At 47.9% G+C, this 13,287-nt stretch carries 9 protein-coding genes; all 9 read right to left on the bottom strand.

Annotation, left to right across the window (positions count from 1 at the left end):
* Positions 1 to 20 precede the first annotated feature (20 nt).
* A complete protein-coding gene (locus tag C7R93_RS30430; protein ID WP_167402508.1) occupies positions 21 to 194 on the bottom strand; it encodes a hypothetical protein in 174 nt (57 codons plus the stop codon).
* A gap of 90 nt (positions 195 to 284) precedes the next feature.
* Positions 285 to 1,535: a GNAT family N-acetyltransferase gene (locus C7R93_RS26160; protein WP_106841538.1), complete on the bottom strand. Its 1,251-nt coding sequence runs from the start codon at positions 1,533 to 1,535 to the stop codon at positions 285 to 287.
* Positions 1,536 to 1,682: 147 nt separating this feature from the next.
* Positions 1,683 to 3,119 (bottom strand): MDR family MFS transporter, encoded by a 1,437-nt coding sequence (locus C7R93_RS26155; RefSeq protein WP_106841537.1) that lies wholly within the window; start codon positions 3,117 to 3,119, stop codon positions 1,683 to 1,685.
* A gap of 155 nt (positions 3,120 to 3,274) precedes the next feature.
* Positions 3,275 to 3,904: an NUDIX hydrolase gene (locus C7R93_RS26150; protein WP_106841536.1), complete on the bottom strand. Its 630-nt coding sequence runs from the start codon at positions 3,902 to 3,904 to the stop codon at positions 3,275 to 3,277.
* Between the two features lie 126 nt (positions 3,905 to 4,030).
* Positions 4,031 to 5,605, bottom strand: a complete 1,575-nt coding sequence (locus C7R93_RS26145; RefSeq protein ID WP_106841535.1) for a glutathione ABC transporter substrate-binding protein — start codon at positions 5,603 to 5,605, stop codon at positions 4,031 to 4,033.
* Positions 5,606 to 6,327: 722 nt separating this feature from the next.
* Positions 6,328 to 7,545 carry an amidohydrolase family protein gene (locus tag C7R93_RS26140; RefSeq protein WP_106841534.1) on the bottom strand — a complete coding sequence of 406 codons (1,218 nt, stop codon included), beginning with the start codon at positions 7,543 to 7,545 and terminating at the stop codon, positions 6,328 to 6,330.
* Positions 7,546 to 7,581: 36 nt separating this feature from the next.
* The gene (locus tag C7R93_RS26135) at positions 7,582 to 9,153 is read right to left on the bottom strand and encodes a glutathione ABC transporter substrate-binding protein (RefSeq protein WP_106841533.1); all 1,572 of its coding nucleotides are present in this window, start codon (positions 9,151 to 9,153) and stop codon (positions 7,582 to 7,584) included.
* Positions 9,154 to 9,253: 100 nt separating this feature from the next.
* Entirely contained in the window at positions 9,254 to 10,840 is a 1,587-nt protein-coding gene (locus C7R93_RS26130) for a glutathione ABC transporter substrate-binding protein (protein ID WP_106841532.1), read from the bottom strand.
* 656 nt (positions 10,841 to 11,496) lie between these two features.
* Positions 11,497 to 13,101 carry a glutathione ABC transporter substrate-binding protein gene (locus tag C7R93_RS26115; protein ID WP_106841530.1) on the bottom strand — a complete coding sequence of 535 codons (1,605 nt, stop codon included), beginning with the start codon at positions 13,099 to 13,101 and terminating at the stop codon, positions 11,497 to 11,499.
* Between the last annotated feature and the right edge of the window lie 186 nt (positions 13,102 to 13,287).

Here is a 13,287-nt window from a genome sequence, read left to right as displayed (position 1 = left end):
TCACCTTGGCGCCTTTCTTTTTATTTTTTGGGCTTTCGGTATCTCATCTCCCGCTCTTTCACCTGAAAGCGATTCCATAATTCTCTCTCATCATGTGTGATGGAATCATGCTTTTTCAGCCGGAAGAGGAGTCTGACGACCACCCAAACAATCAAAAGAAACGCAAAAAAGATAACTAGTGTAAGAAAGATCATAAAACCTGCCTCCTCCCATTTACTAACAACATATGGGAGGAAGCAAAATAAGATAACCAAATGTGTCAAAAACGTGACAAACCCTCTTTTCTAGAAGGTAGTCACACTTCGCGGCTTCTCGGGAACAGCAAACAGCCTATCCAAAACAGGAAGCTTTTCTGGGACATCCAGCTCCAATTGGCCGTATTGATACAGCTTGCGGGCAGTTACTACCCCCATCACGAGCGAAGAAAAATCCGCAATATCTAGCTGCACCGAGACATCAGTCTCCACTGTCTCCCCTAGTACCGGACGTCCATCGACAAACTTGATGAGCCATGTTCCTTCGTTCTCAGGTAGAAACGAATCGCGGATCGTCAGGTTTACATTTACCGTTTCCGAACCAAATTGGTGATGGGTCAGCTGACGGAAAAATCCCGGCACATCAATGATCCGATACATCAACCCGACTCCAGATACATGGCTCTCATGATAAATGCTCCACAACAGCAAATCCGTTCCATTACCCGGATCAGAGAGCAACAAGTGAAAATCATCGTCCGGCGTCGTGAACTCGATCCGTTGAATCTGATCGGCCTGGCTGCGCAGGAAAGAAAGCAGTTGTAAAAGTGCTTCGCGGCTCTCATACTGAAGCTCTCTTACTTCTATGTTGTTGAAGAGTTTGTTTTCTTCATGGGCTCTCTGGAACTGGAAAGCGAGATAGCCGCCTAGTCTCTCCTCCTTTTTGTAGCCGACAGTAATCAATTCAGGACCATCGAGGAGTCTGTCCCAGTCTCGATCTGTTCGCTTAATCATGCCGTGCGCTTGACGGGCGATGCGATGATAGCAAGCTGACAGTTCTTCCTTATCCTCTTTTCCTATATAGACGATTTTGTCCTTGCCTACATACGGCAGGCTGGACGGCTTGAACTTGTATTGGTGAACCTTGGTCCCTATTCCAAAACCCATTTGCTTGTAAAAATCAACACGAAACGGATAGAGTGAGACCAGTGCGAGTCCCCGCTCCCGATAGCTGGAAAGAAAACCTCGCAGCATCGACATGGCCACTTTTTCCTTTTTATGCAAAAGGTCTACGGCGACCATCCCAATCCCGCCAGTCAAAAGCGGTGTACCGTGGACATTCATGAGAAAATCGTACCATTTCATAATCCCCACTAGTCGTCCATCACGGTAGCATCCGTGGTAGCTGACGTGTGGGTCGTTTTCGATCGTCTCCTTTACGCGTTCGGCAAATCGCTGTCTGCTCTCTGCACCCAGTAGATTGCTTCCAGGGTAGCTCATCGCTGCAATCCTAACGACCTCATCGATATCGTCAATTGAAACCGGGCGAATCTCCTCCATCGTCTCATGCACTCCTGTCCGCAAGAAATTGGGCATCTAGGAAAATAGTATCGATGAATGTCACAACTGGCAATATGAAGTTTGTATTTTTTGGAAATCTGTAACCATTTATTAGAAAAACGCCCGCACTCGGCGGACGTCTTCGAATTAGTGTGTCTGTTTGACTCGGTTTCCTTTTGCGATCACAAGCGTCAGAACAAAGCTGGCTATCGCAAGCACTAACGTACCTGTGAAGACCACGTGAACACCGCTAGCCAATAAGTCTCGGATCTGTGCCAGCTGTGCCAATGGGATCGATCCGTGTTCAAACGAGGCCCCTAAATTCGTATGACCACTTGCTACAGTCACCATATTGAACAACATTCCGAATACGGCTGCCCCGAATGTTTGGCTAAATGTACCCGTGAACGTATTGAGGGCAACCGCAGTCCCCCTTTTATCGACTTCAACGGACGATTGAATTTTTACCATGATGATCGGGGAAATGAGCCCCATTCCCAAACCAATTAAGCCTACAGCCACATAAATGAGGTATCCCGCTGACTGGGTGGACAATATCGTTAACAATGTTGTCGCTACCGTCAAAACGGCTGTCCCTGCGATAAACAACTGTTCAGCTCGCAGCTTGCCTAACATGTTCCCGGCAAGGATAGAGCCAATCGTCCAGCAAACCGGCATCGGTGTCAAGACAAAACCGGCCATTGTCGCGCTTTCTCCCAAGACTCCCTGGCTCCAGATCGGCAAGTAAACCACCATGCTGATGACAATTCCGTTGGTCAAGAGCGTCAGCAGATTGATCATGGTCACGTTTCGATTGGTAAAAAGCGAAAGGGGAATCAGCGGCTCAGCCGATTTCTTCTCTACCGATACAAACAGCAGATAGGTCACCAAAGCAAATACGATCAAGGAAATCGTCACCGGACTGGTCCATGATTGATTCTGGCTACCTGTTAACAGCGCATATAACAAGGCGATGGTCCCGATCGAAAAAATAAGCGCGCCCGGATAATCGATATGGCGCTTTTCTTTGACAGCGAGCTTCTCCTTGTACAAAAAGACGAGCATGAAAAACGATACAAGCCCAAACGGCAAGTTAAGAAAAAAGATATAACGCCACGTCAGTGTATCGACCAAAAATCCTCCGACCAGCGGACCTGCCACACCGGAAAGTCCCCATACAGCGCTAATCCAGCCCTGCGCTTTTGCTCTGGCAGTCTGCTCGGTGTACAAATCGCCGATGATGGTCATTGTGATTGGCATGACTGAACCTGCACCCAAGCCTTGGATGGCACGGAAAACGATGAGCTGCCACATCGACGTCGCCACTCCACAGAGCGTAGAACCTAACAAAAAGATGCCAATCCCGATTAACAAAACGTTTTTTCGGCCAAATAAATCAGCCAGCTTACCGTAGATGGGGGCAGATACGGCTGTGGCAAGCATGTAGATGGCGTATACCCAGCTCACCTGTTCAAAGCCTGCCAAATCACTCGTAATGCGTGGTACCGCTGTACTCACAATCGTTCCTTCCATCGCAGCAAGGAATGTCGAGAGCATTAGTGCAATCATAATCTGTAGTCTCATCTCGATCTCCTCTCTCTATCTACGCATGATCGCGATCAGCGAAAAAGCATTGTCTAGTATATCACATGAGAGAACGTATTTTCGCCACTCTTTCCTGCCCAACGAAAAACCTCGTCTTGTCGATGACAAGCGAGGCATTGTTTTTCCGATCAGGGTTATCGATTGGCTGCGCGTAGTTTCACTGCTGCAAACACCTGCTGGTAATAATGCACTTCATGTGAAACAAAGTCAGCTTTTTCCGCGATCATCGCTGTATTGTTTTGCTCACCATTTTCCGTTAGCAAAAATCCATTCACCGTCATCTGCCCAAGCTCGCCCGCAAACAACTGCTCTAGCTCATGCAGCCTGACCCAAAACAGCCCAGTGACTTCTTCTTCCTGTACACGGTATTCGCGTAATGGCTGATCGCATTCATACAAAAATGTATGGCACATTTCCTTATCGATAATAGAGGGGGCAACCATTACATCACGAATCACGCCTAGCTTGTCCAGTTCCTCAAAGCTCACGGACAACCCCAGTTCCTCCTCCAACTCCCGCACGCCGTCACATGGCTGTTCCGAAGCGAGAAGATGACCGGCAGAGGTAATGTCGAGCAAATTCGGACAAGTATCCTTTTGTGGATGTCTTTTTTGGAACAATAATTCGATCTGTTTGTCTACTACACGATAAATCCAGCAATGAAAGGTTTGGTGCCACAGCCCCAAGCGGTGTACTTCGCTACGCGCTTCTACTCCGATGTGCTGTCCTGCTTCGTCAAATATGTCTAGCTGCTCTTCCTGCATGTTTTCCACCCCATGACTTGTCTCTTGGGCATTTCTTTCCCCAAGTTACATTCCCGGTCCAGAACGTGAATTCCTCTCTATGGACGAAAGAAGGGACAGCGACAAACGCCATCCCTTCTATCACCGTTAGTTGATCGATACTTCATCCAGCATCAAGTAGCCAACAGGGCTCAGCCAGAAGCCGTTTACATTCTTGGATGTAACCGCCACATGGTCAATCGTGCGGATTGGAAGGATCGGTACTTCTTTCAGCTCGATTTCTTGCAGCTTAGCGTAAATTTCGTTGCGTTTTTGCGCATCTTTTTCACGACGTCCTTCTTCAATCAGCTTGTCTACCTCTGGATTGTTGTAGAATGCCATGTTACCTGCGCTGCCTTTCGAAGTGCTGTGGAAGACGTTGTACTGGTTGTAGTCGCCATCACCTGTTGCATTGCCCCAGCCCCCGATGAACATAGCATGCTCACCATTGTCTGTGTGCTCCAGATAGGCACCGTATTCCATTACTTTGATCTCCAAATCAATGCCGATTCCTTTCAATTGTGACTGGATGACTTCGGCTACGTTCATACGCTCTTTACGGTCATCTGTCACGATGGACGTCTTGAAGCCGTTCGGGTAGCCTGCTTCCGCGAGCAGTGCTTTTGCTGCATTGACGTCATACGAGTAATCCTGAAGATTCGGGTTGTAGCCGATTACTTTTGGCGACATTGAGGAAACAGCTTGTGTTCCTACATTGTTGTATACCCCTTGTACAATGGCTTGTTTTTCGATAGCATGCGCGACCGCTTGGCGTACACGTACATCGTCAAATGGCTTCTTCTGCACGTTAAAGCCGATGTAATCCACACCCAAGCCTTCTGCTCGTACCATGTTCATGGCAGGAGATGCCTGTGCACGCTCTACTTCCGTCACTGGAAGCTGATCGCCGATATGCGCTTCGCCTGCCTCGATCATCGCTACGCGTGTCGTGTCTTCTGGAACGACTTTATATAAAACTTCATCTACCTTTGGCTTTTCACCCCAGTAGGTGTCATTTTTTGCGAGCTTCATATCTTGACCCGGTGCCCACGATGTAAATTTGAAAGGTCCGGTTCCCACAGGCTGTTTCGCCAATGTATCTGAGTGCTCGGCGATCGCTTTCGGGCTGATGATGCTTCCCTCTGAGCTAGCCAAGATGGAGAGTAGCGGTGCAAAAGGATACTCCAGCACAAAATGTACAGTCTTGTCATCCACGATCTTGATTTCTTTGATCATGGAGAAGTTGGATGCACGCGGTGATGCAACCTTTGGATCGAGTACACGTTCGAACGTCTTTTTCACAGCGTCTGCTGTAAATGGTGTACCATCGTGGAACGTAACTCCCTCACGAAGCTTAAACTCCCATGTCAAGTCATCGAGCCGTTTCCATTCAGTAGCTAGAGTAGGCTTGTACTCGCCGTTTTTATCACGAGAAACCAAGCTCTCATACACTTTTCCATACACGTAGTTTGCCGAAGGAATATTGGAGATGAAATGCGGGTCCAGATTGTTGGCGTGAGCCTTGCGAGCTACAATCAGGGTTCCTCCTTCTTTCGGAGCCTCTGCGCTAGTTGTATTCGTCGAACCGGATTGCTCCGTGCTCGCACCACCACATCCAGTCAGCGCAACACTAACCGTCAATGTCAGAGCCAACAAGGAACCGACCATGCGCGTTTTCTTCATTTGTGTCTACCCCCTGTAAAATACCGTCGAAAATTCTGAATGTATTTCTTATTTGCATTATACGGTAGATTTCCAACCGAACCTTTCAGCATCTTTACATCAATTTATAATATTTTTACTTTTATTTAATTTCACGCAGATCAAAAGATACGTGAATTCGTGGCTTCGGTGGAGAAGCGTGTTTCCAGTCTTCACTTCGGCCTCCGCCCCGCTGGGGGATTGACTGTCCGCTCCGGAGGCGCTATGACTGGAAACACGCTTCTGTGGCGTAGCTTTTGTCTATTTTTCGATCTGTATATGAAAAGCAGCAAGAATTTCATTGAAGGTTTTTCTTGGATGTTCTTCTGTAGCTTTCTAATGAATGGATTTGAAAAGGAAAATTCTTTATAGTTAGTTAAGTATTTTTTATCACCTTGTATTGACTTTCAAGATGTAACCAAAGCTACGCCAGAAGAAGTGCATTTCCAGTCCAAGCGCCTCTGGAGCCCGCCCCAGCGAAGGAATGAATGGTGGGGAATTTAAGCTTCACTTATGAGATACTTCTTCGAAACTGTCTACGTTTGAAGCGCTCCCGACATTCATTCCGAAGCGGACAGTCTTCCCCCTTGCGGGGCGGAGGCCGAAGCGTAGACTGGAAATGCACTTCTTCCCCACTACAGCCACTTTTATAAACAAAAAATCCGACCTCCTTAAGAAGATCGGATCATATTTCCTACTCTTTATTATTTCTGCCAAACCATCTTGCCCGAGAAAACCACCGCTTCCTTCGGAGATTGTCTAGCCACAGCCTCGGCGGAGCATTTCGCACGAACGAAAACCGCATTTGCCTCATCTCCAGCTTTCGGCCAAACCTGATTCCCAGCCTGGTCCAGTGGAGTCACGCCACCTGTAACGAATCCCAGTGCTCGCGATAGAGATCGCTCATCGATCCAACGAAACCGTTCAGCCAGTCGGTTTGCTTTTTGCAGCATATCTCCGGTTCCAAATGGGTCCCAGTGATCGGTGATGTTGTCATTGCCCAAACCAACATGGACGCCCTTGGCATGAAGCAATGGAATCGGGATAGTCGGCATATCAATGGGAACAGCTGACATGACAGCGATTTGCTGCTCGGCAAAAAGCTCCGCAACCTCTTCTGCCACAGCAGTCGGAACCTCTCCTAGCCCGTAAGCATGGCTGACAGTGACTCGACCTTGCCAACCCGCATCCTTCGTCATCGCAGCCAGTTTTTTCATAATATAAACACCCAAATGTCCAGGCTCGTGCAAATGCAGGTCAACATCCGCATTCGCTTCTACTGCTATGTCCATCATCGTATCAAGCGATTTCTCAATATCATCGTCGAACGTGGCAGGATCGACACCCCCGACGAGACCTGCTCCTTGCTTCATCGCCTCACGAATGAGGGAAACGGAATCACTGCACAACAAACCATGTTGGGGAAACGCGACAATTTCCCAGGAAAGTTTTTCACGGTAAGTTGCCAATGCCTCCAAGGTGGCTTCCAGGTTTTTCACCCCAATGACCGGGTCAATGTTGCAATGGGTTCGCACGTGTGTAGCGCCGTGCGATTGCACTAACGCCAACAGCTTTTCTGCACGCTCACGGGCGACGGGAAGCTGGCGGGGCAGCAGTTCCTGCTCTTGTTCGATTCGAAAAAAACGATTGGGAGCAGGAAGAACAGCTTGCCATGGACCTCCATAAAATGTTTTGTCCAGGTGAATGTGCATTTCCCGGAAAGAAGGAAGCATCAGTAGACCTTGTGCATCCCACACAGATACCCCATTGGGTATATCCTGTGAAGCAGGAACGATTTTCTCCACGCGACCATCCGTGAGCAGGACGTGAAAACGTTCCGTCTTTGTTCCCGTCACGATGCCATTCTCCTCTGTATAACCACATTCCAGACTCGCATTTTTGATCCACAAGCTTTCTTTCATGCTCCGTCCCATCCTTTTCTCTCTAAAATGTTTGCGTTATTCCATCGTAATACCGTTGATCATCATGTACCCAGAAGGGCTGATCCAGAAGCCTTTGATGTTTTGGCCGACTGCCGCAACATGCTCAAGATTACGGATCGGGACGATTGGTGCTTCCTGCTTTTCAATCTCCAACACCTTTGCATAGATTTGCTTACGTTTTTCCGTATCCTGCTCGCGGCGCCCCTCCTCGATCAGCTTGTCCACTTCTTTATTGACGTAAAATGTTGTGTTTCCACCCTTGCCCAAAGAGCTGGAGTGGAACAGATTGTACTGGTTGTAGTCAGCATCGCCAGTGGCATTGCCCCAGCCGCTGATGAATAGCTCTGTTTCTCCGTTGTCTTCTGCATCCAGATAGGCTCCATACTCAAGCACTTTTACCTCTACCTCAATGCCGATCCCCTTTAACTGGGACTGGATCACTTCCGCAGCATTAATCCGTTCCTTGCGATCGCCTGTCCACAAGGTTGTCTTGAAGCCATCTGGATAGCCTGCTTCTTTCAACAGAGCTTTCGCTTTATTCGGATCAAACTCGTATCCTTTTAACGCCTCATTGTATCCAAGAACCTTCGGACTCATTGCAGAATTTGCTTTTGTTCCGACATCGTTATACACACCTTTGATGATCGCATCGGTCTCAATCGCATAGTTGATCGCCTGGCGAACACGGACGTCGTCAAACGGTTTTTTCTTGGTATTAAACCCAATGAAATCTGTCCCCAAGCCTTCTGTCCGGTACAAGCTCATATGAGGGGAATTACTGACGCGGCCAATTTCTGTCACTGGCAATGGTTCAGCGATATGCGCCTCTCCCGTCTCCACCATGGCTACGCGTGTCGTGTCCTCTGGTACTACCTTGAAGACTGCCTTCTTGAATTTCACCTTTTCTCCCCAGTAATTGTCATTTTTCACAAGTACGATCTCTTGACCAGGTGTCCACGATTCGAATACGAACGGCCCTGTGCCAACGGGATGCTTGCTCAATTCCTTTCCGTATTGCTCAATCGCTTTTGGACTAATGATGCTGCCTTCGTGGTTGGCTAAAATCGACAGCAATGGGGAAAACGGGTAGGCTAGCTTGAAATGTACGGTGTAATCATCCACTACCTTGACTTCCGAAAGCATCTTAAACTGAGACGCACGTGGAGAGGCGACCTTTTCATCGAGGACGCGTGCGAATGTTGCTTTCACCGCTTCTGCGTTAAACGGCGTACCATCGTGGAAATTGACTCCCTGACGGAGCTTGAACTCCCAAGTGACATCGTCCAACTGCTTCCATTCCGTAGCTAGCATCGGTTTGAACGCCATGTTATCATCTCGCTGGACAAGACCTTCGTACACTTTGTGATGGACCACACTTGCTGCATTGATCGCTGAAATAAAGTGCGGGTCTAGATTGTTTGAGTCAGACTGTCGAGCAATCACTAGCGTCTGATCTGTTGACGGAGCTTCCTTCGCAGTAGGATTCCCTGCTGCCCCTTGCTCTGTACCCGATGAACAACCTGTAAGCACGAGGCCAACGCTCAGGATACCTGCCAGCATTGAACCTAGCATTTTCTGTTTTTTCATAGAATCGCCCCCATTTTCATCTCTTTGTATAATGAATCAGCATAGCTCGTTCCCATTGGGCGAAGCTATGCTGATCATCAAGCACTGTCTGACTGGAAAATTACGGCATGGTCACATCGTCGATCTCAATGTGTCCTGCTGGGCTGATCCAAACTCCCTCTACGCCTTTTTGAATCGCAGCGAGGTTTTCTGAGAAGCGGTACGGTACCATTGACGCTTCGTCCATTTCGATTTGCTGTGCTTTTTCGTAGATTTGCTTCCGTTTTTCTTCGTCTTTCTCTTTGCGGCCCTCATCGATCAGCTTGTCCACTTCCGGATTGCTGTAGAAAGCGTGGTTGCCGGCTGCCCCTTGCGACTTCGTGTGGAACAGATTGTATTGGTTGTAGTCTGCATCGCCTGTCGCGTTGCCCCAACCGCTGAGGAACAATTCTGTTTCTCCTTTGTTGGCTGCTTCAATATAAGCACCGAACTCTAGCACCTTCACTTCCAAATCAATATTGATTTGTTTCAGCTGTTGCTGCAGCACCTCTGCCAAGCTAATTCGTGCCTTGTTATCATTTAAGTAAATGGTTGCTTTGAATCCGTTCGCGTATCCAGCTTCCGCCAACAGTTTCTTGGATTTTTCCAGATCGTAAGGCAAGTCTTTTACATTCGGGCTGTAACCAACCATAGACGGGGTAATAGAAGAATGAGCGGCCGTCCCCACATCGTTGTAGACGCCTTGAATGATGGTTTTCTTATCAATCGCATGGGCAATGGCTTGACGAACGCGCACATCATCGAATGGCTTCTTCGAGTTGTTAATCCCGATATGATCGCTAGCGAATGCAGGGTAACGACCAAGTGTCATACTCGGAGAATTTTTCACCCGTTCGACTTCTGTCACTGGCAATTGCTCAGCTACATGAGCTTCTCCTGTCTCGACCATCGCGAGTCTGGTTGTATCCTCTGGAACGGTCTTGAAGACGACTTTGTCCAGATTCGGTTTGTCGCCCCAATAGCTGTCGTTTTTCACCAAGACGACTTCTTGACCAGGTGTCCATGATTCGAATTTGTAAGGGCCTGTTCCCGTTGGATGCTTGGTCAAGTCTTTCCCGTACTGTTCAATCGCTTTTGGTGACAAAATTCCACCTTCTGCACTGGCGAGCACGGACAGGAGCGGTGCGTATGGATAGTGAAGGATGAATTGAACCGTTGTATCATCCACGACCTTTACTTCTTTGATTGCTTCAAACAAATTGGCGCGGTTAGAGCCTACTGCCGGGTCTTGGACACGAGCAATCGTCTTTTTCACCGCATCTGCATTGAATGGCGTGCCATCATGAAACGCAACACCGGAGCGAAGCTTGAATTCCCATGTCACATCATCGAGCTGCTTCCATTCAGAAGCGAGTGAACCTACATATTTGCTTTCTTTGTCCATCCGAACAAGACCCTCGTATACTTTATGATGAATGATGGCAGCAGAGTTGATTTGCGTTAGAAAATGTGGGTCAAGGTTGTTCGCATCAGACAAACGAGCGATGACGATTGTCCCGCCTTCTTTGCCAGCTGGTGCAGAAGCATTGGTTTGCCCCGAAGAGTTGGTACTCCCTCCTGCTTCAGGTGCTTGTGAGCAGCCTGCCAACGCTGTAGAAGCCGCAACGGTCATGGCAAGCAGCGTCTGGAATAAGCGCGTCTTTTTCATGTAGTGATCCCCCTCTTTTGTGAAAAACGTCTCGACGTTTTTCATAAATGTTGATGTGACCGCTTGCGGTCAAAAAAACGGTCGTGACCGTTTTTTGCGCCAGATGCACTTGAATATTTCGACCATTCGCGCATATTTCATTTTACCCACTATTCTGTCATTGTATTTTCACTCTCTTTACTTGTATTTTCACTTTCTTTACTCTTTTTTTCACTTTTTCTACTTTTGTGCGAATAATGCAATAAAAATAGACTTGGGGTATATGTTGCTGTAGTGGTGTGGAGGAAACAGGGGAAAACGCTCAGCTTCTTTTCCCACCCGCTGGGGGATTCACTGCACGACTCCATGCAAAAAGCGAAACCGCGTCCAAAGTGGTCCTCTCAGGGTGTGTTTCAGAGGTGGACGCTTAAGAGCGTGTTTCGCTTTTTACATTCCGTCTCGGTCGGTGTACCAAAGATCTTCGCTTATTTCTCCTGTTTCCTCTACGAGCTTTCAGTGTTACCCGATCTTTTAATGACTTAAATGCTTGAAAAATGTAAGAAGTTACGTCAGCGAAGAATATTTCCAGACGTAGCGACTTGTGGAGACCGTGCCTTCGGAGCGGACAGTGCTACTAAAAGAAGACCCTCTCTGTTGGAGAAGGTCTCATGCTCTATCTATTGAATCGTCACTTGGCTCAAGTCAATGTACCCGGAAGGACTGATGTACACACCCTGTACATTTTTGGCAATGGCTGCGAGGTTTTCACTGCTGCGGAATGGCAGCAACGGTACCTCCTCCATCTCGATTTGCTGCGCTTCTGCGTAGATTTCCTTGCGCTTCTCTGGATCTTTCTCCTTACGAGCCGCTTCAATCAACGCATCGACTTTCGGATTATTATAGAAGGAATGGTTGCCTGGCACACCTGCTGACGTGCTGTGGAAGAGGTTGTACTGGTTGTAATCTGCATCCCCGGTCGCATTGCCCCAGCCACTAATAAACATTTGTGCTTCACCTTTTGCCGCCAATTCCAGATACGCACCGAACTCCATCACTTGAATCTGCAAGTCAATCCCGATTCCCTTCAGCTGGGATTGCAGCACTTCTGCCACATTGATCCGCGCCTTGTTGTCATTCAGATAGATGGTTGCTTTGAATCCGTTGGCGTAGCCTGCTTCGGTGAGCAATTGCTTCGCTTTGTTCAAATCGTATTCCGGCGTTTTGATATTCGGGCTGTAGCCAATGACTTTTGGTCCTAATGACGAGATGGCTACTTTTCCAACATTGTTATAAACCCCTTTAATGATCGCTTCCTTATCGATGGCATGGGCGATGGCCTGACGGACGCGAACATCGTCAAAAGGCTTCTGCTTGACGTTCATCCCGATGTGGTCAACCGCGAATGATTCGAACCGCCCTAAGGACATGCTCTGCGAGTTCTGTACCCGATCCAGTTCAGTGACCGGAAGCTGTTCTGCGACATGAGCTTCCCCCGTTTCCACCATAGCTACGCGTGTTGCATCCTCCGGAATGGTCTTGAAAACGACTTTTTCTAGCTTCGGTTGGTTACCCCAATACTTCTCGTTTTTCACCATGACGATTTCTTGTCCAGGCGTCCATGATTCAAAAATGAATGGCCCCGTGCCTACTGGTTTCTTGGACAATTCTTTGCCAAATTGCTCAATGGCCTTTGAACTGATGATGCCACCTTCGGCACTCGCCAGTACGGAAAGTAGCCCTGCGAACGGATAATGTAAAATCATTTCTACCTTCAGCGGGTCAATGACCTTTACTTCTTTAATCATGCCAAACATGTTTGCTTTGGGAGTCGGGTTGTCTTTGTCCAAAATACGGTCGATCGTCTTCTTCACCGCTTCTGCATTGAAAGGCTCTCCATCGTGGAAGGTAACGCCTTCACGCAGCGTGAACTCCCAGGTTACATCGTCTTTTTGTTTCCATTCCTTTGCCAAAAGCGGTTTGTACTCACTATTCCGATCCATCATGACTAGACCTTCATAGAGCTTGTGCTGCGTCACTGCCATGGAATTAATCTGGGTACTGAAATGCGGGTCGAGATTATTCGCATCGGACAAGCGCGCAATAATCAAGGTACCACCTCCACCCGCTGCGGCCGAAGAAGACGCGGGGCTAGTCGAAGCTTGATTGGAGTTGGACGCGGAATTCGTCCCACTGGATGTCTGACTGCCACCACAGCCTGCCAAGACGGTTGAAAGCAAGACAGACAGGGCGAGAATAGATCCTAGCATGTGCTTCTTCTTCACTGTGAATGCCCCCTTAATCTGGATGATAGAATGAAAAGAATATGACATGACTAAATATTACTAATTTTCTTACTATAATCTTTTCATTATCTTTACCTTTCTTTTCACTTTCTTTACCATGTCGTTTTTGAATGTTCAAAATAACTCTATTGAAGCTACCTACCATAGTGGAGGAGAAGAAAAAGC

The sequence above is a fragment of the Brevibacillus fortis genome (assembly GCF_003013395.1).
GTDB lineage: Bacteria > Bacillota > Bacilli > Brevibacillales > Brevibacillaceae > Brevibacillus > Brevibacillus fortis.
Note: the sequence above shows the minus strand (reverse complement) of the source record. Positions and strands in the feature narration are given on the sequence as shown.